This window comes from Mucilaginibacter terrae (assembly GCF_031951985.1).
In the GTDB taxonomy this organism is placed as follows: Bacteria; Bacteroidota; Bacteroidia; order Sphingobacteriales; family Sphingobacteriaceae; genus Mucilaginibacter; species Mucilaginibacter terrae_A.
The window spans coordinates 1,818,800-1,843,616 of the sequence record NZ_JAVLVU010000001.1 but is presented as its reverse complement, the minus strand read 5'-3'; the positions used below and the strand labels follow the sequence as shown (position 1 = coordinate 1,843,616).

Annotated in this window: 22 protein-coding genes; 10 read left to right on the top strand and 12 right to left on the bottom strand. The window is 43.8% G+C overall.

Going from position 1 to position 24,817, the window contains the following annotated elements:
* Positions 1-63 precede the first annotated feature (63 nt).
* Both QE417_RS07395 and fabF read left to right on the top strand, forming a co-directional pair.
* Positions 64-1,008 (top strand): Smr/MutS family protein, encoded by a 945-nt coding sequence (locus QE417_RS07395; RefSeq protein ID WP_311948861.1) that lies wholly within the window; start codon positions 64-66, stop codon positions 1,006-1,008.
* A 129-nt stretch (positions 1,009-1,137) separates the two neighbouring features.
* Complete coding sequence (gene fabF, locus QE417_RS07390) at positions 1,138-2,391, top strand: beta-ketoacyl-ACP synthase II (RefSeq protein ID WP_311948859.1); 1,254 nt, start codon at positions 1,138-1,140, stop codon at positions 2,389-2,391.
* A gap of 68 nt (positions 2,392-2,459) precedes the next feature.
* Here the strand turns inward: fabF and QE417_RS07385 are convergent, their stop codons facing one another.
* The 7 genes from QE417_RS07385 to QE417_RS07355 all read right to left on the bottom strand — a co-directional run bounded on the left by QE417_RS07385 (position 2,460) and on the right by QE417_RS07355 (position 11,994).
* Positions 2,460-3,731 (bottom strand): anthranilate synthase component I family protein, encoded by a 1,272-nt coding sequence (locus QE417_RS07385; protein ID WP_311948856.1) that lies wholly within the window; start codon positions 3,729-3,731, stop codon positions 2,460-2,462.
* 97 nt (positions 3,732-3,828) lie between these two features.
* Positions 3,829-5,121 (bottom strand): 3-phosphoshikimate 1-carboxyvinyltransferase, encoded by a 1,293-nt coding sequence (gene aroA / locus QE417_RS07380; RefSeq protein WP_311948854.1) that lies wholly within the window; start codon positions 5,119-5,121, stop codon positions 3,829-3,831.
* A 106-nt stretch (positions 5,122-5,227) separates the two neighbouring features.
* Positions 5,228-6,358: a chorismate mutase gene (locus QE417_RS07375; RefSeq protein WP_311954618.1), complete on the bottom strand. Its 1,131-nt coding sequence runs from the start codon at positions 6,356-6,358 to the stop codon at positions 5,228-5,230.
* A 106-nt stretch (positions 6,359-6,464) separates the two neighbouring features.
* Positions 6,465-7,316 carry a prephenate dehydratase gene (locus QE417_RS07370; protein WP_311948853.1) on the bottom strand — a complete coding sequence of 284 codons (852 nt, stop codon included), beginning with the start codon at positions 7,314-7,316 and terminating at the stop codon, positions 6,465-6,467.
* A gap of 280 nt (positions 7,317-7,596) precedes the next feature.
* Positions 7,597-8,874, bottom strand: coding sequence for an adenylosuccinate synthase (locus QE417_RS07365; protein ID WP_311948851.1), 1,278 nt, complete (start codon positions 8,872-8,874; stop codon positions 7,597-7,599).
* 215 nt (positions 8,875-9,089) lie between these two features.
* On the bottom strand, positions 9,090-9,560 hold the full coding sequence (locus QE417_RS07360) for a Fur family transcriptional regulator (RefSeq protein WP_311948849.1): 471 nt from the start codon (positions 9,558-9,560) through the stop codon (positions 9,090-9,092).
* Between the two features lie 202 nt (positions 9,561-9,762).
* Positions 9,763-11,994, bottom strand: a complete 2,232-nt coding sequence (locus QE417_RS07355; RefSeq protein ID WP_311948848.1) for a RelA/SpoT family protein — start codon at positions 11,992-11,994, stop codon at positions 9,763-9,765.
* Positions 11,995-12,103: 109 nt separating this feature from the next.
* Between QE417_RS07355 and QE417_RS07350 the strand changes: the two genes are divergently transcribed.
* From QE417_RS07350 to bshB1, 3 genes are read left to right on the top strand one after another with little or no spacing between them, the layout of a single operon-like run.
* Entirely contained in the window at positions 12,104-12,718 is a 615-nt protein-coding gene (locus QE417_RS07350; protein WP_311948845.1) for a DUF4294 domain-containing protein, read from the top strand.
* A gap of 3 nt (positions 12,719-12,721) precedes the next feature.
* Positions 12,722-13,240: a glutathione peroxidase gene (locus QE417_RS07345; protein ID WP_311948843.1), complete on the top strand. Its 519-nt coding sequence runs from the start codon at positions 12,722-12,724 to the stop codon at positions 13,238-13,240.
* Positions 13,240-13,962: a bacillithiol biosynthesis deacetylase BshB1 gene (bshB1, locus tag QE417_RS07340; protein ID WP_311954615.1), complete on the top strand. Its 723-nt coding sequence runs from the start codon at positions 13,240-13,242 to the stop codon at positions 13,960-13,962. Before QE417_RS07345 ends, bshB1 begins: the two co-directional genes overlap by 1 nt.
* Positions 13,963-14,092: 130 nt before the next feature.
* Here bshB1 and QE417_RS07335 read toward each other — a convergent pair whose 3' ends face one another.
* The 4 genes from QE417_RS07335 to QE417_RS07320 form a co-directional block, all read right to left on the bottom strand.
* Positions 14,093-14,524 carry a hypothetical protein gene (locus QE417_RS07335; protein WP_311948841.1) on the bottom strand — a complete coding sequence of 144 codons (432 nt, stop codon included), beginning with the start codon at positions 14,522-14,524 and terminating at the stop codon, positions 14,093-14,095.
* A gap of 228 nt (positions 14,525-14,752) precedes the next feature.
* A complete protein-coding gene (lat, locus tag QE417_RS07330) occupies positions 14,753-16,075 on the bottom strand; it encodes an L-lysine 6-transaminase (RefSeq protein ID WP_311948839.1) in 1,323 nt (440 codons plus the stop codon).
* A gap of 141 nt (positions 16,076-16,216) precedes the next feature.
* Positions 16,217-17,104: a 1-aminocyclopropane-1-carboxylate deaminase/D-cysteine desulfhydrase gene (locus QE417_RS07325; protein ID WP_311948838.1), complete on the bottom strand. Its 888-nt coding sequence runs from the start codon at positions 17,102-17,104 to the stop codon at positions 16,217-16,219.
* A 9-nt stretch (positions 17,105-17,113) separates the two neighbouring features.
* On the bottom strand, positions 17,114-18,184 hold the full coding sequence (locus QE417_RS07320) for a DUF6588 family protein (RefSeq protein WP_311948836.1): 1,071 nt from the start codon (positions 18,182-18,184) through the stop codon (positions 17,114-17,116).
* Between the two features lie 64 nt (positions 18,185-18,248).
* Here QE417_RS07320 and QE417_RS07315 point away from each other — a divergent pair, with 64 nt between their 5' ends.
* From QE417_RS07315 to aroC, 4 genes are all read left to right on the top strand, one after another.
* Complete coding sequence (locus QE417_RS07315; protein ID WP_311948833.1) at positions 18,249-19,292, top strand: RluA family pseudouridine synthase; 1,044 nt, start codon at positions 18,249-18,251, stop codon at positions 19,290-19,292.
* 20 nt (positions 19,293-19,312) lie between these two features.
* Positions 19,313-20,149 (top strand): aminotransferase class IV, encoded by an 837-nt coding sequence (locus QE417_RS07310; RefSeq protein WP_311948830.1) that lies wholly within the window; start codon positions 19,313-19,315, stop codon positions 20,147-20,149.
* Positions 20,150-20,285: 136 nt separating this feature from the next.
* Positions 20,286-21,647 carry a cystathionine beta-synthase gene (locus tag QE417_RS07305; RefSeq protein ID WP_311948828.1) on the top strand — a complete coding sequence of 454 codons (1,362 nt, stop codon included), beginning with the start codon at positions 20,286-20,288 and terminating at the stop codon, positions 21,645-21,647.
* Positions 21,648-21,955: 308 nt separating this feature from the next.
* Positions 21,956-23,047, top strand: a complete 1,092-nt coding sequence (aroC, locus tag QE417_RS07300; protein ID WP_311948826.1) for a chorismate synthase — start codon at positions 21,956-21,958, stop codon at positions 23,045-23,047.
* A gap of 240 nt (positions 23,048-23,287) precedes the next feature.
* Here aroC and QE417_RS07295 read toward each other — a convergent pair whose 3' ends face one another.
* Positions 23,288-23,758, bottom strand: a complete 471-nt coding sequence (locus QE417_RS07295) for an ankyrin repeat domain-containing protein (protein WP_311948823.1) — start codon at positions 23,756-23,758, stop codon at positions 23,288-23,290.
* Between the two features lie 96 nt (positions 23,759-23,854).
* On the opposite strand from QE417_RS07295, the gene QE417_RS07290 reads away from it, so the two are divergent.
* On the top strand, positions 23,855-24,595 hold the full coding sequence (locus QE417_RS07290; protein WP_311948821.1) for an EcsC family protein: 741 nt from the start codon (positions 23,855-23,857) through the stop codon (positions 24,593-24,595).
* Positions 24,596-24,817 lie beyond the last annotated feature (222 nt).

Here is a 24,817-nt window from a genome sequence, read left to right as displayed (position 1 = left end):
TATCATGTTAGTTAGACGTTGATAAGGTTTAATAGTTAACTTTGCGCCGCTAATTTTTTGAACATGAAATATAAGTTGGGTGATTTTGTACGCTTTGTGGATGAGAAGATGGAGGGATACGTTACCCGAATTTTTGATGAGCAAATGATTGGTGTAACCGGCGATGATGATTTTGAGATACCCGTACTGGCCAGTAAGGTTACTACCGTGCATGGCCATGTGCCCGCAGGGCAAACGCCAGTATCTCCCGGCTCTGCACCGGTAGTGCCCGTTGCTGAGTTTAAAAAGCAAGGTATATATTTAGGTGTAGTGCCCGATAATAAAGCCGCTTCCGTAGTTCACTTCCATTTGGTTAACGAAACTTCATATCAGCTACTGGTAACGCTCACCACAGAGGGCAAACAGTTTAAAGGCGAGTACCTGAGTATTGTGGCACCCAAATCGGCAGTACCTATGTATTCGGCACAACTTGCCGATTTGCAGCTATGGCCTAAATTCAATATACAAGTACTGTTTTTTACTCAGCAGGATATTGAACCTCAGCAACCCATCACTTTTAGCGAAAAATTTAAAGCCAAAGATTTTGCGGGTAGTAAAAAGCCTGTGCCGGTGGTAAATCAGCAAGGCTGGGTAATTCGGGTTGATGAACCGGAAATGGTGATAGATGTCGAAAAATTAAAGGAAAGCTTTTTTAAACCCGCCGCCGAAAAACAGAATGTTGATAAACCTCAAACAGAGGTTGACCTACATATCGAAAAACTTCGCGACGATTACCAGTTCATCAGCAGCCAGGATTTTTTGCGTATTCAGCTGGAACATTTTAAAAAAGCGCTTGATGCAGCCGTTGTACACCAACTGCCCGAAATTACCTTTATACACGGTGCCGGTAACGGAACCCTGCGCAACGAGTTGCATAAGCTGCTGGGCAAGCATCAAAAAGTGCAAACGTTTTTGGATGCCCGCAAGGAAAAGTTTGGATATGGGGCAACTAAGGTATTATTGAAGTAGTTTTTATTTGTTTTGATTTCACCGGTTTGGAAAATGATTTCACCGATTAAAAAGAACATCTAAAAAGCAAATAATGAATTTAAAAGCATCGGTGTAATCATAAAATCATTGGTGTAATCTAATATAATAATGAAAAGAGTAGTCATAACCGGAATGGGTGTAGTATCGGCCCTGGGTACCGATGTAGCAACATTTTGGGACAATATTAAAAACGGCCGCAGCGGGGCAAAAGCTATAACCCGTTTTGATGCCGCTAAATTTAAAACGCAGTTTGCTACCCAGTTGCCTGATGATTTCAGCGCGGCAGCTTTTTTAGATCGTAACGAAATTAAGCGTAACGATCTGTACACGCAGTATGCTTTAATTGCGGCCAAACAGGCCATCGAAGATTCGGGATTTGATATTTCGGCCATGTCGCCTTATGACGTGGGCGTAATTTTCGGCTCGGCACAAGGTGGTATGGAAACATTTGAACAGCAGGTGCGCGAGTATGCTGCCACTAACCATGAGCCGCATTTTAACCCGTTCTTTATCCCCAAAACGCTGGTGAATATGGCCGCAGGTTTGATCTCCATTAAATATGGCTTCATGGGCATTAACTTTACCACGGTAACCGCTTGTGCAAGTGCCAACACAGCTATGATGGATGCGCTCAATTACATCCGCTGGGGCAAAGCCAAAGTTATTGTAACCGGTGGTGCCGATGCGCCTATCACCGAAGCCTCGATAGGTGGCTATAATGCCTTGAAAGCTCTTTCAACCCGTAATGCCGACCCGCAAGCTGCCTCACGCCCTTTTGATGTGGAGCGCGATGGTTTTGTGATGGGAGAGGGTGCCGGGGTACTGGTGCTGGAAGAATACGAGCATGCCAAACAACGTGGCGCCACCATATATGCCGAAATTAGCGGTGCTGCTATGACGGGAGATGCCTACCACATTACTGCTACACATCCCGAAGGTAAGGGTGCCATTAAAGCTATGGAACTGGCCCTGCATGATGCCGGACTAAACCATTCTGACGTAGATTACATGAATGCTCATGCCACCTCAACCCCGGTAGGCGACATCAGTGAAGCCAAGGCTATACACGCAGCCTTTGGCAATAGTCCACGCTTATCAGTTAGCGCAACCAAATCAATGACCGGTCATTTACTGGGTGCTGCAGGTGCAATAGAAGCCATTATATCAGTTAAGTCGGTTATCGAAAATGTGGTGCCGCCCACCATAAACACCACAGTTTTAGATTCGCAATTGCCCCAGGATTTACACATTGTAACAGGTTCGGCAATCCAAAAAACTGTTAATGTAGCCATGAGCAATACCTTTGGTTTTGGCGGGCATAATGCTGTTGCGGTGTTTAAAAAGATAGAGCTTAAATGTTGATGTACTTTAAAAGGCTACCTAAAATGGGTGGCCTTTTTAGCTGGCAGGTAATTTGCGTCCGAAAAGGTTTAGTTAATACTTGTTTTTAATACCTCTAAAATAGCTTTAGCTTTTAGTAAGCATTCGTTGTATTCATCCCCGGCCACGGCATCAAAAGTAATAGCACTACCTACTTCAAATGATAAATACCGCTCTTCGGCATTACACAAAATAGTCCGTATCACCACGTTAAAATCAAAATCATCATCCGGACTAAAGTATCCGACTGCTCCCGAATAAACGCCCCTGCGTGTGCGTTCATGCTGTTCCATCAATTGCATGGCACTTACCTTGGGTGCACCCGTCATGCTGCCCATAGGAAAGGTGTTACGAATGGCTTCAACAGATGATAGTCCTTGCTGTATCTGGCAGGTAACGGTGGACATCATTTGATGCACCTGCTCAAAGCTATATATGCCAAAAAGCTCCTCGGTTTTAACTGTGCCGGGTACGGCCGATTTGGTTAAATCGTTGCGCACCATATCAACCACCATTACGTTTTCCTGCTGCTCTTTAATGTTGTTGCGCAGGGCGAGTTTTATGGCATTATCTTCGGCTTCGGTTGCGCCGCGGCGGGCCGTGCCTTTAATGGGTTGTGATATAAGCTTATCACCGCGTTTAGCTAAAAAACGCTCGGGCGATGCACAAAGAATATATTGCTGATGATATTTAAAGAAACATGCAAAAGGGGTAGGCGATATGCGATTAAGATCGGTAAAAATACTTACTGGATGTATGGTAGCATCTTGGGCATAAAACTCCTGGCAAAAGTTGGTTACATAAATATCGCCACGGGTAATGTGCTGTTTGATGCGGTTAAAAGTGTCGATATATTCATCGCGACTAAAGCGCGATTGCAAGTTCAAATCTTCGGGCTTTTGAACAGGAAATATGACCTGTTGCTCTATCTGAGCAAATATCAGCTCTGCATCTTCTGAAATAATTTCAACTTTATTACCGCGAATGATAACTACATGTTGGGGCTCAAAAAAGTATAGATCGGGGAAATGCAGCTTATCGGCATTGGTTGAGGTTAGATGTTCGGTTTCGTTTTTAAGGTCATAACTTAAAAAACCCGTCAACCAGCCGCTATGTTCCTGCCTGAATTGGTTGAGCTTATCGAAAGCATCTCCGGCATTGGCTGTTATCTCATTTTTAACTCCGGCCGCTATCAGAGCATCAAATTTCGAGTAACTGTTAGTGAAATTGTTTGAGTCGAGATAGGAGCAAACCTCAAGCTGAGCTGCCCAATGCAATGACTTTTGTTTATATAAGGGAATATTGGTTATCTCGAAGATCATATGCTTACCGCAAAAATAGCAGTAAATTAAAAAAGGCCGGAATTTCCGGCCTTAATAAACAACAAATATCTTTCGATTTAAAAAATACATTGGTGGATTAACCCTCAACCTCGAAACCGGCTTTCTTAAAATCTTCCCAAAAGGCAGGGTATGATTTTTCTACAACCATAGCTTCTTCTACCTCTACCTGTGGTATAACCAAAGCCAGCGGTGCAAAGGCCATAGCCATGCGGTGATCTTCGTAAGTGGCAATGGTGATTTTTTCGGGGATGAACTTCTCGCTGCAATCCAGTTTGTAAACCTGGCCTTTTTCAATCAATTTAACGCCCATTTTTGCCAGCTCATTTTGCAAGGCGGCTATACGGTCGGTTTCCTTGATTTTTAAGGTTTCTAACCCGGTAAAGGTAGCCTCATGACCTAAAGCCGCGCATATTACCACTAAAGTTTGGGCCAAATCGGGGCACGACTTTAAATCAAATATTTTGCGGACTATGGGCTTCGGTTCTTTCTTCAAATAAACACCGCCATCTTTAAATTGCGAGGTGATACCAAAGTTGGCCATCAGTTCGGTAATAACGCTGTCGCCCTGCAGGCTGTACGAGGTTAATCCCGGCAGGAAAAGCTCAGCCTCATCGGCCAGTGCCGCTACCGAATACCAGTATGATGCGGCGCTCCAGTCGGGTTCAACCCAAATGCTGGTTTCTACAAAATCCTGGTTGGCAATGCTTATTACATTATCATTCCATTGGTGCTGTATACCGGCCTGTTTAAGCATGCTCAAAGTCATTTCTACATATGGGCGCGAGGTTAACTCGCCATCAATATGCAGCATTAAACCTTGCGGCAGGCTGTTGGCAATCAACAATAGAGCGGTAATATACTGACTGCTGATATCGCCTTTAATGGTAATTTGGTTAGTCTTTTGCTCAAAGCCGCCCTTAATATGCAGCGGAGGGAAATCCTCGTTTTCGGCATAGCCAATATCGGCACCTAACTCACGCAGGGCATCAACCAAAATACCAATAGGGCGCTGTTTCATGCGCTCAGTACCGGTAAGTAATACCTCCTCATTTTGTAAGGTAAAATAGGCCGTTAAAAAGCGCATAGCCGTACCAGCGGGGCCGATGTTTACGGTTGTGAGTTGTGAGTTGTGAGTTGTGGACTCTTGACTCTCTTCACCGATAACCGACAACGGATAACCGACAACTTTTCTCAAAATACCAGCCAGTAGCACCGCATCGGCAGCATCAGATATATTGGTTACCTGCACCTTGTCCTTGCTCAACGCCTCAATAACCAGTGCGCGGTTGCACTCGCTTTTGGAGCCGGTAAGTTGTATAGTGGCTTTAACAATTTTATTATTACGGCTAACCGTTATGTTTTTTGACATGGTATAATAAAAAACGTCATTGCGAGCGATAGCGCGGCAATCTCTGCATGTGTATACTTAGCATGTGCAGAGGTTGCTTCGTACCTCGCAATGACGTGGTGGGGATTTACGAATGTGTCAATTGTTCCTGCACAGGAGCCTCACCCTGACCGGCGTTCATAATCTCGGTTTGTTTACGGATCGATTCGCTGTGGATCAGCTCTAACAATTTCTCGGTAAAATCGGCGTGCAGGTTTAATGCTTTACCGTAGTTGGTGCGTTTTTGCAGTATCTCGTCCCAACGGTTTACCTGTAAAATGGTGATGCCGTTATCTTTTTTGTAGTTACCAATTTGCTCAACAATTTTCATACGCTCAGCCAGTTTTTGAATAACTAAGTCGTCAATTTTGTCGATTTTGTTGCGCAGGTCGGCCAATGCATCTTTAACCTGGGTGTTAATTACCTCTGGCTGACGCAGGGTTAAACGGTCGATAAGCTCGCTCAGTGCCGATGGCGTAACTTGTTGTTTGGCATCGGTCCAGGCTACAGATGGGTCGATGTGCGACTCAATCATTAAGCCTTGCATATCCATATCCAACGCTTTTTGCGATACGTATGGGATTAACTCGCGGTTACCCGAAATATGGCTTGGGTCGCATATGATAGGCAATTCAGGCGCGTGGGTTTTAAGGTTGATGGCTAAATCCCACATTGGTTCGTTACGGAAAGCAGTTTTTTCGTACGATGAAAAACCACGGTGAATAGCAGCCAGTTTAGTAATGCCAGCGTTGTTGATACGCTCTAATGCACCAATCCATAATGAAATATCGGGGTTAACCGGGTTTTTAACCATTACCGGCACATCTGCACCTTTTAAGGCATCAGCAATTTCCTGCACGGTGAAAGGGTTTGCAGTTGAACGTGCACCTACCCAAAGAATATCAACACCTGCATTTAAGGCTTCTTCAACGTGTTTAGCAGTAGCAACTTCAACCGCAGTTGGTAAACCGGTTTCGGCTTTGGCGTGTTTTAACCACTCCAAACCAATGCTGCCAATACCTTCAAACTCACCCGGACGGGTACGTGGTTTCCATATACCTGCACGCAGGGCGGTAACTTTACCGGTAGCGGCCAACAAATGTGCGGTTGCAACCAGTTGGTCTTCAGTTTCGGCGCTGCAAGGGCCGGCAATTAATAATGGCTGAGCCTTAGCAGTAATCCAAGAGCTAAGTGGCTGTATTTTTAAATCGAGTTTCATATTTGCTTTGGTTTTGAGTTCATGGTTCATGGATGATAGTTCATGGAACCGTGAAATGTTGTTTAATTGTTTAAATATTGTTGTATCTATTTGCTGTTTGTTCTTACTATGAACCATTAACTACATCATCGATGTACCGTTCGTACTCGCCCAGTATGTTAAAGTTTTTGGTATAGTTAAGTATCTGGCGCACGGCGGTATCATATTGCTGGGGTTGCTGCCACTCTATGTCTACATAAAAATTGTATTCGTTACGTTTACCCAGTACCGGCATGCTTTGTATTTTGCTCATGTTTATTTCCTGCTCGGCCAGTATGTTGAGCACTTTGGCCAACGCGCCAACTTCGTTACTTACCTGGAAACATAATGACGCTTTATTAGATGTTACTTTTTTGGCATTTTCATGCGAGGTAAAAATAAGGAAACGGGTGAAGTTCTTCTTGTTGCTTTCTATACGGCGTTCCTTTACTTCAAGTTGATAAATGTTGGCTGCCAGGCTATTGGCTATGGCGGCGGTATCGGTAAGTTGCTCATCGCGTACCCGTTTGGCACAGGCGGCGGTATCGTTACTTTCAACCACTTTAATGTGCGGGTATTCGTCCATGAAATCGATGCATTGGCGCAGGGCTATGGGGTGTGATATTACCGTTTTTATGTCTTCAAACTTTACACCAGGCAGGGTTAAAAAGTGCAGCTGGATAGGCAGGTAAACCTCGCCAACAATAGGGAAGTTGTAGCTCATTAACAGCGAGTAGTTTGGCAAAATACTACCGGCTATGTTATTTTCAATAGCCATTACCACGTAGTCGGCCTCTTTATTTTTAAGCGCCTCAAAGGTTTGCTTAAACGAGTTGCACTCCACCGTTTGTATGTTGGTACCGAAGTACTTAAAAGCAGCTTCTTCGTGAAACGATGCGCGGATACCCTGAATTGCCACACGTGGCGTTGTAATTTCCATAACCCTGTTAAATGAAAAAAGTCCCGGCTGTTGGGCCGGGACTTTTCTGTTTGTTATATGTCTTTGTTAAGCATATCAGTCCCGGCTCTTACTGCTAAAGTAAAAGTAATAGAAACCAAAACCGAATGCGTTATTAACTTTCATGTGTTATTTATCGGGAGTAAATGTACAAGTAAAATTTAACTTGTCAAGATAAAATTTCAAAAAAAGTGTTTAAACCAAATTTTGTTTGCTGCTATTTTGCAAGCATTAATAATAATGCCTACAAAATATGCCCTGATTAATGTAAAACAAGCGTTTGAACCCTATCTGGTCCAACCGAAAGGTATTTAACCGGAACACCTAATTGTGCTTCCAGGAAATCCATGTAAGATTGTAACCTGGCCGGAATTTCGCTTAATTCTTTAATACCTGTAATATCTTCATGCCATCCGTCAATCTCCTGTAGTACAGGCTCGGGCTTAATGGTGCAAATATCATAAGGCATATAATCAATAGTTTCGCCTTGATATATATAATGTGTACAAGCGTAAATTTTCTCAAAACCACTCAACACATCAGCCTTAGTCATTACCAGTTGGGTAACGCCGTTAAGCATAATGGCATATTTCAAAGCAGGCAGGTCAATCCAGCCAGTACGGCGTGGGCGACCGGTAGTAGCGCCAAACTCGTGACCTAACTGGCGCAGTTCTTCGCCCAGCTCGTTATCTAACTCGGTAGGGAAGGGGCCGCCGCCTACACGGGTACAGTAAGCTTTAAATATACCTATCACATCGCCAATTTTGCTTGGAGCTATACCCAAACCGGTACAAGCACCGGCAGCGGTGGTATTTGATGAAGTAACAAACGGGTATGAACCAAAGTCAATATCCAGCATAGCACCCTGAGCACCTTCGGCCAGTACCTTTTTACCTTGTTTAAGGTAATCATTTACTAAGTGCTCCGAATCAACCAATTCGAACTGTTTAATTAATTCAATGGCTTCAAAAAATGCTTGTTCGCGCTCGCTAAAATCAACCACATCGCCGTAAAGGGCCTCTAACATGGAGGTGTGTTTGTGCACCAGTTTGTCGTAACGTTCTTTAAAATCGGGCAGGGTAATATCGCCAATGCGTAAACCGTTACGGCCGGTTTTGTCCATATAAGTTGGGCCAATACCTTTCAAGGTCGAACCAATTTTGCCTTCGCCCATTTTCTTTTCGTTGGCGGCATCAAGCAATTGGTGTGTAGGTAATATAAGGTGGGCTTTTTTAGCGATCATTAAGTTGCCTTTAGCCAACAAATCATGACCGGCATCTTTTAGTTTATCAAGTTCCTTTTTCAAGGTAATAGGGTCAATCACCACACCATTACCAATCAGGTTCATGGTGTTTTCAAAAAATATGCCCGAAGGAATGGTGTTCAATACGAACTTCTTGCCGTCAAACTCAAGCGTGTGACCAGCGTTGGGGCCGCCCTGAAAACGTGCGATCAGGTCATAACCGGCACTCAGTACGTCAACAATTTTTCCTTTACCTTCGTCGCCCCATTGGAGGCCTAATAAAACATCAACAGCCATTTTGAATTGATTTTAAAATCATCATGCCGAACTTTTTTCTGCATCTCACGTCAGCGTAATTTGGGTTACCTGAAATGTGGGATGCCGAAATAAATCCGGCATGACATATTTATATTTTTATTGTCTCTTAGTTTTTGCAAAGGTGCAAAAGTAAGATTATATCAGTATCTGTCAACAGTTATTCTCGTTCAGTTTTAGAAACTTAGCAAGATTTACTACTGGTTCTTACGGTCGCACACGCCCTCTCGGAGTTTGGTGCAGTTGCCATACAGGTTTAACGAGTGGTGCTTTATGTCAAACTTTAACAATTCGCCCATCATACTTTGAATTTGCTGAATGCGCGGATCGCAAAATTCAACCACCTTGCCACAGTCAATACAAATAATATGATCGTGCTGCTTGTAACCGTATGATTTTTCGAACTGGGCCATGTTTTTACCAAACTGGTGCTTGGTAACCAAATCGCATGATACCAGCAATTCGAGCGTATTATATACCGTAGCGCGGCTTACCCGGTACTTTTTATTCTTCATGTGGATGTATAACGATTCCACATCGAAGTGATCATTGCGCGAGTAAATTTCTTCGAGAATGGCAAAACGTTCGGGCGTTTTACGCAGGCTTTTATTTTCGAGATACGCCTCGAAAATTTTTTTAACCATGTCAATGGTTTCCTGTAGAGGCATAGTATTAAAACAGTTAAGATTTCAAAGGTAGGAATTATTGGGTAGAATCAAGAGTATAGAGTCAAGAATCAAGAGTGACCGCGAACTAATGACATGCTCATGTCTATATCTGAATCAGAGTACAGAGTCAGGAATAAAGACCTAAGCGCAAAAGTAAAGCTTCTTAAAATCTGTACTCTTGACTCTGTATTCTATACTCTCTTTACGACGCTTTCTCCACAGGTGTAGGGGCCGAATCGAAGCGGGTTACGCCGGTTACGCCTTTTACCTGTTTAAGGCGTTTAATAAGGTTGTCAAGATGCGATGTATCGTTAACATATACCATAATAGTTCCCTCAAAAATGCCATTATCACTGTCAACCGTGAGTGAGCGCATATTTACCTTAAAATCGGTTGATATAACGGTGGTGAGCTTATTAATTAAACCTACATCGTCAATACCGGTAATGCGTAAACCTGTTAAAAACGCCAGCTCATGCTGGTTGGTCCAGCGGGCTTTAACAATGCGGTAACCATAATTGGCCATTAATTTGGCCGCGTTAGGGCAGTTAGTACGGTGTATTTTAATCCCTTCGTTAACGGTAATAAAACCAAACACATCATCGCCGGGGATAGGATTACAGCACGATGCCAGCTTGTAGTCTATCTTTTGCAAGTCCTCACCAATCAATAAGATATCGCTGTCTTTTGATTTGATGGTACGCACCAGGTTTTGCACCTGCTCCTGGTCTATTTTATCCTGAGGTTTGTTTTCAACTACCTTTTCGGTGGCCTGGTATTCTTTAAGATCTTTAAGGTCGATAATACCTTTGGCCACATTGTAAAACAGGTCCTGGCTCGAAAGCAGTTTAAAGTGGTTGGTGAGTTTATGTATATTCTCGGTGTTGTAGGTAATTTTAAGCGATTTTAGTTTACGCTCCAATATCTCCTTGCCATCTTCGGCAATTTTGCGTTTAGCCTCTTTTAACGATGATTTAATTTTGGCTTTAGCCTTGGCCGTAACCACAAAATTTAACCAATCCTCTTTAGGTGTTTGCTTACTCGAGGTAATAATTTCTACCTGGTCGCCGTTTTGCAGGTTGTAGTTTAGCGGTACCAACTTATGGTTTACCTTGGCACCAATACAGCTTGCACCTACATCGGTGTGTATCTCGAAGGCAAAATCGAGCGCGGTGGCGTTCGATGGTAGCTGAATGAGGGCACCTTTAGGCGTAAAAATGAATATCTCATCGCTGAAAAGGTTCATTTTAAAATCGTCCAAAAAGTCTAATGCGTTGCTGTCAGGATTGCGCAGCAGCTCACGTACCTTTTGTATCCACTGGTCAAGTCCACTATCGCTTGATGATTCTTTGTACTTCCAGTGCGCAGCGAAACCTTTTTCGGCAATTTCGTTCATGCGCTTGGTACGTATCTGCACTTCAACCCACTGGCCGCGAGGTCCCATTACCGTGGTGTGCAACGATTCATAACCGTTTGCCTTCGGCGATGATACCCAGTCGCGAAGGCGGTCGGGGTTAGGCCGGTACGAATCGGTTACGATAGAGTAGGCCTTCCAGCAATCGGCTTTTTCATTTTCGGGTGCACTGTCCAAAATAACCCGAATTGCAAAAAGGTCATACACTTCCTCAAATGGGATGGCCTTTTTCTTCATCTTGTTCCATATAGAATGGATGGATTTTGGACGGCCAAAAATATCGGCCTGTAAGCCCTGGCTCTCTAAAGTAGCTTTTACCGGCTGAATAAAATCGTAAATAAATTTCTCGCGCTCGGCTTTTTTCTCGTTGAGTTTCTTTTTGATGAACTGGTAAGTTTCGCGCTCCATGTATTTCATAGAGAGGTCTTCCAGTTCAGATTTTATAGCATATAATCCCAGCCTGTGCGCCAACGGGGCATACAGGTAAACCGTTTCAGATGAAAGTTTGAGCTGCTTATCGCGCGGCATAAACTCCATGGTGCGCATGTTGTGCAGGCGGTCGGCCAGCTTAATCAATATTACCCTCACATCATCGGCCAGGGTAAGCAGCATCTTACGGAAGTTTTCGGCCTGCAGGGAGCTATTGGTATCAAATACACCCGAAATTTTGGTTAAGCCATCAATAATTTTGGCTACTTTTTTACCAAACTCGCGTTCAATATCTTCCAGGCTCACATCGGTATCTTCAACCACATCGTGCAGCAGGGCACAAACAATAGAGGTGGTGCCTAAACCAATTTCTTCGGCAGCTATTTGGGCTACGGCAATAGGATGGTATATATATGGTTCGCCCGATTTGCGGCGCATATCTTTATGGCTTTCCACGGCCATTTCAAACGCCTTGCGTATCATCCGCTTGTCTCCTTTTTGGAGTGTGGATTTTGATGCACGCAACAGGGCGCGGTAACGTTTTAAAATTTCCGCTTTTTCGGCTTCCAGATCAATCACTAAATCTTTCATTTATAAGCGCTTGTTAACTTTGTATCATAATTGTGCGTATAAAAATAAATTCGCACAATGATTTTTATTTCACTAAAAATTAGCACTATTTTTGTAACTAAGTAAATATATGAAATATATTGGTTTAATGCTATTGTTTTGCTGTTTTGTGGGGCGTGCCAAGTCTCAAAATACACTGCCACATCCCAAAGTGGGCAAAAATGATACCATTAAAACCTACTTAACTGAGTACGACGGCGAATTGGTGCCATGGGTAGTTTTGCCCGAAGTGCCTGTATTAGGTGTCCGTATTTGGGCCAGTGAGGCCGACCGTAAAGCTTACAACCGGTTAAAGTACAATGTTTACAAAGTTATACCCTATGCACGTATAGCCGGCGATAAGTACCGCCAGTTACAGCGCGATCTGGCCGTAACATCTGATAAAAAGCTGCAAAAGGAGTTGATAAAGAAATGTGAAAAAGAAGTAAAAGAGCTATTTAACTCACAAATAAAAAACCTCACCATTACCCAGGGAGAGATTTTAATTAAGCTGATTGACCGCGAAGTTGGTACAACCAGCTATGAACTTACCAAAGAATTAAAAGGCGGCTTTCAGGCTTTTATGTTTCAATCGGTAGCCCGTATATTTGGCCACAATTTGAAAGAAACGTACGACCCCGAACAGGAGCGCGATATTGAAGGTATCCTGCGCCAGGCCGGCTATTATGCTAACAGATATAATTAATAAATGGACGAACAGAGTATTTACCAGTTCAGCGTTCAAAAGCTGAATGGTGAAGAAGTGAACTTGGGCGATTATAAAAACAAAGTTTTATTAATTGTAAACACAGCCTCGCAATGCGGCTTTACCCCACAACTTAAAGAGCTTGAACTTTTAAGAAGTGAATTTGAAGGACAGGATTTTGAAATACTGGCTTTCCCCTCAAATGATTTTGGTGGACAGGAGCCTTTGAGCGGCGCCGGGATTGGCAAATTTTGCAGCATTAATTTTGGTGCACATTACCCGGTTTTTAACAAAACCCATGTTAAGGGTAAAGATGTACATCCGTTATTTAGCTTTTTGAGCAATAAAAAGGAAAACGGAAACATACAATCAACACCACGCTGGAACTTTCATAAATACCTTATTGACCGTAACGGCCATGTGGTTGATTTCTTTTACCCGTTTACCAAGCCCAGTGCAGCCAAGATCAAAAGGAAAATTAACGAACTGCTTGTGGCCGATACCCAGCTTGTAATGGCATGATAAAACTTGATATTTTAGTTTTACCCGTACACCCCGACGATGCCGAACTGGGTTGCGCGGGCGTTATTTTAAAGCATAACGCCATGGGTAAAAAATCGGGGATAGTTGACCTGACCCAAGGCGAACTGGGCACGCGCGGTTCTGCCCAAATAAGGCTTAAAGAGGCCGAAGCTGCCGGTAAAATACTGGGTTTAGCCGTACGCGATAACCTGGGCATACCGGATGGCTTTTTTCAAAATACACCGGAGTATCAGCTAAAAGTTATTGAGGTAATACGCCGCTACCAGCCCGAAATTGTAATTACCAACGCCTACCATGACCGTCACCCCGACCATGGCCGCGCGAGCGATTTGGTGCAGGCATCATGCTTTCTATCAGGATTGCGCAAGATAGAAACCTTTGATAAAGACGGGCAGCAGCAGGAAGCGTGGCGGCCTAAACAGCTACTTCACTTTGTGCAGGATATTTATATTAAACCCGATATTGTGGTTGATGTAACGCAATACTGGGAAGGCAAAATGGACAGCATAAAGGCATACGGCTCTCAGTTTCACAACCCCGAGTGGGTAGATGAACCTCAAACCTACATTTCATCGCCAGAATTTTTCCAGAACGTAGAAGCCCGCGCCGGCGAATTTGGCCGCTACATAAAAGCCCGCTACGCAGAAGGTTTTCTGTCGAGGAAAATATTAGGAGTGGAGAGTTTGTTTGACTTAAGGTAGGAAATAGAGTCAAGAATATAGAATCAAGAGTACAGACTTTTGACTTGAATGCGATTCAAATAAAAAAGAGTCAGAAATCATAGACGCTATTCGTCTTGATTCCTGACTCTTTACTCTTTATTCTCTTTTCTTACGACGCTTTCACGTACTCAAAGCGGTTGTTTTCTTCGCTTCTTTCGCGGCGTAGTTTGCTTTCATTGGCCAGTTTTAGCAGGATGCCTGATAATTCCGAAGTTTTAAAGTCCGAATCATATTGGTCTTTGCAGTAAGTTGCAATGTCGGCAATGCTGTGGGGTTGGTCAAAGTAGTCGGTTTGGAGCAGTTGGTTTAAAACCTTCGTTGCGCCTGGTTTTCTAACGCCTCCATTGGGCCTGTGATTGTCGTCTTGCTGTAAGCGCATGGTTTTACGGGCAAAATGGTCGTCGCCTTCTTTGTCCCAATCCATCATAGTGTCCAGCAGTCTGTCGATAATTTTTACTTGCACGGCTTCAGATTTAAATGCGTTGATCACATCAGAAATCTCGACAAGCTGCTTTTTTAATTTCTCAGTTTGTTTGCTCATTGTAATAGTAAGTAGTAGTAGATCCCTTATTTTGTTTAAAAGTTGAACCAGGTATTTCTACGTGGTTTGGCCTTGTAGTAGTACCTCTAAATGTAACACCTTATACTTACAACTGTATAATAAAGTTATATTTAGTAATAAAACTCTTGAAGCGCAATAATAGTATCCGGTCGAGAAAAAAATGTAAGTAAAACGTCAAAAGCCAATTACTGTAGCATTATTATTACACTATAATTGTTTAAATATATTTCGCATAATATCCATTCCCATATCAATATGCTCCTCTTCGATGGTTAGCGCAGGCCTGAAACGGATGGTTTTTTCGGCACACCCCAAGAACATTGCGTTATGCGTAATTCCACGTGCTATAAAATCGTTGCGGGTAGCTTTGTCCTCAAAGTCAAAAGCAGTTAAAAGCCCTTTGCCCCTGATGTTGTGTATGATAGGAAACTCCTGAGCTAATTTATATAACTCATTTTGCAGGTACTCACCGGTACGGGCGGCTTTATCGCATAACTTATCCTGCTCAATGATCTGCAAAATTTTGCCCGAGCGCACCATGTCAACCAAATTACCTCCCCAGGTAGAATTAATGCGCGACGATACATTGAAAACGTTTTCTTCATTTTCGTCCACACGCTTGCCGGCCAGCATACCGCAAACCTGCATTTTTTTACCAAAGGCAATTATATCAGGACGCGCGTTTTCGCCAAAATGCTCATGGCACCAAAATTTGCCGCTTAAACCTACGCCAACCTGCACTTCATCGTAAATAAGCATGGCTTCATTCTCGTCGGCCAAAATGCGGAGCTGTTCGGCAAATTCAGGGCGTATGTGGTTGTCACCCCCTTCGGCCTGTACGGGCTCAATAATAATAGCGCATATATCATCCTTGTTATCTATAAAGGCTTGCTTAATTTGCGCTATTGATTCCGCCTCGCGTTTCAACAAATCGTCGGTATTGGCTTCCGTTTGCGGAAACTGCATGGTTGGATGCGATACCCGGGGCCAATCAAACTTGGCATACCATTTTGTTTTTACGGGTAGGGTATTGGTAAGGCTCAATGTATAACCCAGGCGGCCATGAAATGCTTTTTCAAAATGCAGCACTTTTTGACCTTTCTCGGTAGTGTATCCTTTTTTAAAGTTCTTTTGCACCTTCCAGTCCATAGCTGTTTTAAGCGCATTTTCAATAGCCGGTGCGCCGCCTGCTACAAAAAAGGCATGGGGCAGGTAGTCGGGTATTCCTACGCGGTCAAAGGTTTCTACAAACTGCGCATACTGCGTGGTATAAATGTCGGAGTTGGATGGGTTGGCCAGTGCAGCCAGCATTAAATCTTTTTTAAATGCTTCATCTTCCAGCATAGCCGGATGGTTGTACCCTAAGGGCACCGAGGCAAAACAGGTAAAAAAATCGAGCAGGGTGCGGTCGTGTTTCGAATCATAAATGAAAACGCCCTTGCTTCTTTCCATGTCAAAAGTCAAATCAAAGCCATCGGCTATGAGATGCTTTTCTAAAATTTGCTGTACGTTTTTAGGGGTAATTGGCATAATAACAAATATAACGTTTAAGACAGAGCGAAGCGTATATTAAGATTTGGAATCAAGAGTACAGAGTCAAGAATCAAGACAAATAATGCTGCCTTGAAGGCCTTTTTTCTGCATTCTTGATTCTGTACTCTCAACTCTCTCCTAAAACTTCTCCTTCATTCCTAACAATCCAATCATTCCGCCGCTATGCACGGCCAAGATGTTACTTCCGGGCGCAAACTTGTCTTTTGATGCTAAATCGAGTATTGCGTAAAGCATTTTGCCTGTGTATATCGGTTCGATGAGAATACCGGTGCTTTGCACAAAGGTTTTAATAAAGCTGAGTAGCTCTGGTGTGGTTTTAGCATAGCCGCCAAAATGGTAATCGGTATGCAGGCTGTAGGGGTACTCAAAATTAAGATAGTCATTAATATCATGCCTTATAAAACCGCCGCCCTTTAACACGGGGATAGCGTGAAAATGGGTAGGCAATTGATGTTGGTGCAGGCCTGTGATGATGCCTGCTGCGGTTGTCCCGGTGCCGCAGGCACAAAAAAAATGGTCATAGCATATGGGAAGTTCGGGTACCAGTTCGGCGCAGCCTTTAACGGCTTCGGGCGAAGCACCGCCTTCATCAATAAAATAGGCAGAGGTGTCGTTGCCAAAATGCTGTTCAAACAAAAGTGACTTATTGCGGTACGCTTCGCGGTCGGTAAAAATGAGGTTCATGCCATGCAGGCGGCATAAAAACAGCGTGTCGTTCTGTACTTCTTCACCCCGTACAAAGCCTGTTGATGCTAACCCAAACTTAGCCGCAGCCGATGCCGTGGCTAACAAATGATTGGAGTAAGCACCACCAAAGGTAACCAGGTGGGTTTTGCCCAGCAATTGGGCTTTAATTAGTGTATGTTTAAGCTTACGCCACTTATTGCCCGATATAAGCGGATGAATCATGTCATCGCGCTTAATAAAAACATTCAGCCCCTTTTCAGCAAACAGCGGGTGTTGCCACGGCTGTACGGGGCTGAATATTTCTAAGTTATATTGCATTGGGCAAAGTTATAAACCAAATCCAATACCGGCCGTAACCGATTTGTATTTGGCTAAGCTGCCTGATGCATAAAATTTAAAGAAAGCGAGGTCGAGCTGAAAACCAACGTCCAGTTTTACATCGCTAATGCTGTTTTGGTTGATTTTAATGGGGTCGGTGTAAACGGTGTAGGTACCGGTGCTGCCAACGGCAATACTGTTACTTACCGGGAAGTTTCCATATAAGCCCACATCGGTTTTAGCGGTGTTGAAGCCCACAGCTGCAAACGGTGTAAACACAGAAAGTTTTTTAGAGATTAAAGCTTGAATATTAACGCCACTGAAATGGCCTTCTAAACGTTGATTGCTAAAATCGGCTTTGCCGGCACTTTGCGCATCGGGTACACGGTTTCCGCTTGGGCGTACTTCTAATGGCAATTCATAATTAAAGCGGGTATAGCCTGCTGCCAGTGCTAAATCAAACGGAACCAGTTTGCCGCCTACACCGCCGAAGATGTCTTCCATAATGTTGTGTTTCAAACCAAAACCAACCATTCCAACCGAACCTACGTTGTCGCTCAGTTTGGTTTTAGGAATAAAGCGAACGGTAAAATCGGTATGTTTTATTAAGCCAACAGTAACCTGCAATTGCGGAGCCGGAATAATAGGGGTAACGCGTTCGGGTAATTTAAATTCTTCAATTTTAAGGCCGCCATCGCTATAAAGTTCTAAGGTAGATGTCGCAGCACCCTTTTCGCCACCAATAGTTGGCGTTATTGCAGGCGAACCTGCTTTTAAACGGGTATTATTTGACAAACCTATTTTGGTAACATCAAAGCTTTTATCGGCTGTGGGAACAAACACACCCGATGCCGATATGCGCACATCAAAGTGTAACAGGCTCTTGGTTTTTGCGGTGTTTGTCCAGCCATTATTTAGGCCAGTACCAAAACCTTTGAACAACGGGTTAGCATATGCATTGAGTAATTTAGTGGCATCGCCCGGGGCGGTTTTAAGTAATTCTGATATACCATCCTGGGCTTTAGCCGCAAAATTTAGGGCGCAAAGAGTTGTGATAGTTATAATTAGGGATTTTTTCATACCCAAATGTAATAAAAAAATTACTTGAGCGTTGCTCCGTTTAAAAACCCTTATTTTTGCCCGAATGTCTACCGAGAATATTTTAAACGATATAGAAGAGCAGGACCTGTATGAGCATATGCGCATTGTGGTTGATAAGGGACAATCTCTGTTGCGCATTGATAAGTTTTTGATGCATAAGATTGAGAATGCCTCACGCAATCGCATCCAAAATGCCATCGAACTGGGCAATGTGCTGGTGAACGATAAACAGGCCAAATCGAGCTATAAGGTAAAGCCGCTCGACGTGATTTCGGTAGTGCTGCCACACCCACCGCGCGATACCGAGGTTTACCCCGAAAATATTCCGCTGAACATAGCTTACGAAGACAATGATGTCCTGATCGTGAACAAACCACCGGGTTTGGTGGTGCATCCCGGTTATAATAATTATACCGGTACACTGGTTAATGGTTTGGTTTACCACTTTCAGCAATTACCTACGCTGCCCGGTAACGATGGCCGCCCGGGATTGGTGCACCGTATTGATAAAGATACTTCGGGCTTGCTGCTCATTAGTAAAAACGAGCGGGCTATGGCCTGGCTGGCCCGCCAGTTTTTTGAGCACACCATTACCCGTAAATATCTTGCCCTGGCTTGGGGCGATTTGGAGCAGGACGGCACCGTAACCGGCTATATTAATCGCAGCGTAAGCGACAGGCGCGTAATGAGTATTTATGACAGCGAAGACAAAGGCAAATGGTCGGTAACACACTATAAAGTTTTAGAGCGTTTTGGCTATGTTACGCTGATTGAATGCCAGCTGGAAACCGGCCGTACACACCAGATACGTGCGCACATGAAGCACATTGGTCACCCCTTGTTTAGTGATGCCACTTATGGTGGCGATAAGATATTGAAGGGCACCACCTTTAGTAAATACAAGCAGTTTATTGAAAATTGTTTTGAGCTGATGCCCCGCCAGGCCTTGCATGCACAAACCTTAGGTTTTGTGCATCCAACTACACGCAAATACATTAATTTTGAGGCGCCCTTACCAGCCGACTTTGAAGCCGTTTTACAAAAATGGCGCAAATATATTGCAGGTACGGTAGAGCAAAATTCCTGATTTGTTGTTACCTCAATTGAATGATGCCTCTTTTTTTAAATTTTAACGGTCAGCTGTTAGCTGCCGACAGCAATATAATACCCGCCGGTAACCGCGCTTTCAGGTACGGCGATGGTTTGTTTGAAAGTATGCGGCTGATGAACGGCCAGCTCAAGTTTGCCGATTTGCACGCCGAACGCCTGCAAAACGGCATGAAAGCACTTAAACTGGAAGGTTACAGTTTGCTCGATTCGTGGTTTTTGAAAGACAAGGCCGAAGAACTGGCCACCTGGAATAAAACCAAAAATGGTCGCCTGCGCCTCACCGTTTACCGGGATGCCGGCGGGTTGTACACCCCTGAAGACAATAAATCGGGCTGGTGTTTGGAGTTGGTGCCCGATGAGGTAACCGGCTACCGCCTTAACCAAAAAGGATTGATAATGGACGTGTATACCGAGCTTACCAAGCCGGTAAACTATTTATCTAACTATAAAACTTGTAACTCACTACCATATGTAATGGCTGGCTTGTATAAAAATCAGCACAAGTTAGATGATGTGTTTTTGCTTAATCAGCAAGGCTTTTTGTGCGAGTCTATCAGTTCAAATGTATTTGTTTGGTACGATAACCATTTGTACACCCCCGCACTAAGCGAAGGCTGCATACAAGGCATTATGCGCAAGGTTATTATAGACTTGTGCATATCGCTCGAAATACCTATTACCGAAGCCCAGATAAATCCCGATATATTGCACTCGGCCGATGAGGTGTTTATAACTAACTCCACCAAAGGCATACAATGGGTAATAGGCTTTGGTATAAAACGTTATTTTAACGGCCTGAGCAAAACGCTGATTGATGAGTTGAATAAATTGTAAGCCGTTTTTGAACTGAAATTTTAACAATTAATAGAATGGGCAGAATTTTAATAAAGTGCGCTAATCAATTCTGTTAATTATAAAAATTCTTAAAATTCCGGTTCTGACAATATTTACGTTACTTTGTCTACTAATTATGTGGAGTAACAATATACTGGAAACCATTGGTAACACACCAATGGTTAAGCTTAATAAAATAACTAAAGACATTAAAGCCACCGTATTGGCCAAAATAGAAACGACCAACCCCGGTAACTCTATTAAAGACCGCATGGCTTTAAAAATGATAGAGGATGCCGAAAAGGATGGCCGCTTAAAACCGGGCGGTACTATTATTGAGGGCACATCGGGCAATACGGGTATGGGCTTGGCTATTGCCGCAGTTATTAAAGGCTACAAGTGTATTTTTACCAGTACCGATAAACAGTCGAAAGAAAAGTTTGATGCCCTGCGCGCCTTTGGTGCCGAGGTAATTGTGTGCCCTACCAACGTAGACCCCGAAGACCCGCGTTCATATTACTCCGTATCATCGCGTTTGGAGCGCGAGGTGCCTAACTCGTGGAAACCTAACCAGTACGATAACCTATCGAACTCGCAAGCTCATTACGAGCAAACCGGTCCCGAAATTTGGGAGCAAACCGAAGGTAAAATAACCCATTTGGTTGCCGGTGTAGGCACAGGCGGTACCATATCGGGCATTGCACGTTATTTAAAAGAAAAGAACCCTGCTATTCAGGTTATTGGTATTGATACCTATGGTTCGGTATTTAAAAAATACAAGGAAACCGGCATTTTTGATAAAGATGAAATCTATCCGTACATCACCGAAGGTATTGGCGAAGACTTTCTGCCACAGAATGTCGATTTTAGCCTGATAGACTATTTTGAAAAAGTAACCGATAAAGATGCCGCCCTCATGACCCGCCAGGTTGCCATGCAAGAAGGTATTTTTGCTGGTAACTCCACAGGTTCGGCTATTGCAGGTGTACTGCAAATGAAGGATCGTTTTAAAGAGAGCGATGTGGTTGTGGTCATCTTCCCCGACCATGGCACCCGCTACCTGGGCAAAATGTATAACGAAGACTGGCTGCGCGAGCGCGGTTTTCTCAAGGATGATAAACTAACTGCCCGCGACATCATCCGCAAAAAAGATAACCCTGAGATTGTAACCATCGACAGCGAAAAGACCGTTTTAGAAGCTATCAACGTTATTAAAACGCTCAATATCTCACAAATACCGGTTACACAGCAGGGCATGGTTGTAGGCAAAATTACTGAAAGCGACATTTTAGACGCCCTGCTCGAAAATCCGTCGCTTAAATCTCAACCCGTACAAACTATTACCACCGCACCATTCCCGTTTGTTGATTTGAATACCTCGATAGATAAAATATCGGGCATGATCAACAAAGAAAACATAGCCGTACTGGTGGAAGATGAGCGCGGCCGCATTGAAATTATTACGCAGTTTGATATTATAAACGCGATTTCATTATAATGAGTGAAGGAGTGAGTTGGTGAAGGAGTGAATAGGAAGGATTGAGTGGAAGAAGAAATAAAAAACACGTCATTGCGAGGAACGAAGCAATCTCTGCTAAAGCAAAAAATATTCACTCCATCGCTCATTAAAATATGGACGTTGCCTCCGGCCGGGCTATCCGCTGCAAGTCCTCGTTGCGCTACGCTACACTCCGGGCTTTCTGCTGCTATCCCTAACGCAAACTGCATAATTCTGTAAATTCTTTAATTCTGCAAATCCTGATTCACAACAAAAATCACATATTTGCCCAATCTATATTCTTCATCATGGCAGGTAACTCTTTCGGACAATTATTCAGGATAACCACTTTTGGCGAATCGCATGGCGTGGCCATTGGTGTAATTGTAGACGGTTGTCCGGCAGGTTTACCTGTTGATATTGAATTTATACAGGCCGAACTGGATAAGCGTAAGCCCGGTCAATCAAAAATAACCACGCAGCGCAAAGAAGCCGATACTGTGCAAATCCTATCGGGCACTTTTGAGGGAAAAACCACCGGTACGCCTATTGCCATGCTCATTCCTAACGAAGATCAGCGTAGTAAAGATTACAGCCACAATACAGATGTGTTTCGCCCGTCGCACGCCGATTACACATACTTTACTAAGTACGGTATCCGCGATCATAGGGGCGGGGGCCGTTCATCGGCCCGCGAAACTGCTGCGCGTGTTGCCGCTGGTGCTATTGCCAAGTTGCTGCTCAAAACGCAGGGAATAGAAGTATTAGCCCATGTAAGTAGTGTAGGTAAAATAGATGCCCCTAATATCAGCATCACCAGCGCACAGGAATTTGAATCCATCCGCGAAGCTAACATTGTACGTTGTGCCGACCCGGCCACGGCCGAAGAAATGATTGCCCGGATTGACGAAATACGCAAACAAGGCGATACCATTGGCGGTAAGGTAAGCTGTACCATTACCAATTGCCCGGTAGGCTTGGGCGAACCTGTTTTTGATAAGCTCCACGCCGATTTAGGCAAGGCCATGCTGAGCATTAACGCCGTGCACGGTTTTGAATATGGTTCAGGCTTTACCGGCAGCGAAATGCTGGGTTCGGAGCATAACGACATTTTTATAAAGGAACCCGATGGTAGCGTAAAAACGCTGACCAACTTTTCGGGCGGTATACAGGGCGGTATCAGCAATGGTATGCCCATTGAGTTTAAGGTAGCCTTTAAACCCGTAGCCACCATCATGACCAATCAAAATACCATTGATGCCGAAGGCAACGATGCCCAGATACAAGGCAAAGGTCGCCACGACCCTTGCGTGGTTCCACGTGCCGTACTTATTGTAGAAGCCATGGCTGCATTGGTTGTGGCCGATCATTGGTTAAGGAATAAGGGGAGTAAATTGTAAGTTCATCTCCGTTGTCATTTCGAACGATAGAGAGAAATCTTTTCGAAGCAGTTATGCTTTCGAGTAAGTATATAAGTTACTGTGGTATTCGCTTATCTACTGCTAATTACCGCAGGAGCAATCTTTTTTACCATAGCCTCACCAGTAGCCATCTTATACGCCATCATTGCATAATCATGTCATAAAAAGAATAGCCTTGTTAACATTAACAAGTCTATTCTTTTTTTAAGGGTTTACCGGCTAAGATTCTAAAAGTTGCAATACCTCGGTTTTGCCATTATCCCGCGCATAATTAGCCGGGCTTTTACCGCTACGGTCGCGCAGCATTTTGTTGGCACCATAATCAATAAGTAATTTTACAAGGGCTGTTTGGCCAAAGGTGGCAGCAAATATCAAAGCTGTTGCCCCGGTGTTGTTGGCAAGGTCAACTGTGGCTTTATAATCGAGTAGTAGTTGGGCAGTTTCCACATACCCTTTAAAGCTAATACCCATGAGTGCCGTGTTGCCCATGCTGTCCTGCAAATCGGGGTTGGCACCGGCTTCGAGCAATACTTTAACGGCATCGGTGTTGTTGTGGTAAGCTGCAATAAGCAATAGTGTTGCCCCACTCTCATCGCGCATATTAACATTTACGCTGTTCAATATGGATTTCAGTTCGTTGGCTTTATTGCTTCGGGCTAAATCAAAAATATCGAGGGTGCTATACTGCATATTTATAGTTGGAATGAAATTTGGGTAGTATCGTGTAACCAACACGGTATTACAATGTCTAAAATTAAACATTAGCCTTAAACATAACAAATCCGCATGACAAGTTACGAACAACAGGCACACATCGAACTCCAGTTTTGGCAGCACCGTATGCAAAAAAAGCCTTCGTTTACCGATAAGGTATCCAAAACTGTGCAAACAAAAATAAACGACCTTATCCCTGATAAAGTCCACGCCGGCATTACCACTACTATCGAAAAAATGATAAGAGCTGTATTGTTCGGTGCTAAATACACCACCACCACATCGCCCCAGCCCGATACGCCGTTGCAGTTACGAGAGTCTTTGGTAAGGCAAAAAATAGAAACTTACCGTAACACGGCAACTGTAGAAGGTGCGGTTACCGGGGCAGGCGGATTTTTAATGGGCATGGCCGATTTCCCGATATTGATTGGGATTAAACTGAAATTGCTGTTTGAAATAGCAGCGCTGTACGGATATGATGTAAAAGATTATAAGGAGCGTTTGTATATCCTATACATTTTCCAATTAGCATTTTCGAGTCAAAAACGGCGAAATGAGGTGTACGAGATAATGGCTGGTTGGCAAGGCTATAGCGGTTCGTTACCTGGTGATGTAGAAGAGTTTGACTGGCGCATATTTCAGCAGGAGTACCGCGATTATATTGATTTGGCCAAGCTGGCACAGTTATTACCCGTAATTGGGGCTGCTGTGGGTGCTATTGCTAACTATAAACTTATTGCTCAATTAGGCGAAACCGCCATAAACTGTTATCGCATGCGTAAGATTAGTCCATTGCAAATTATTAAGGAGTAGAAATTGACTGCCAGCATTCGTCGCCTCCCAGCTTCGGGGCGAAAGGGGCAGCACATGGTGGCTTGGGCGGTAGCCATAGGCACAAGTAGCCATCACATATACCCTCGCTACATACTTGCGCCATTGCACGGAATAATTCGGAACAAACTCTCACTCTCCACACTGCAATAAATTTTCCACATCAACCTTCAAATCATCATCAAACCCTTAATTTTACCCTCT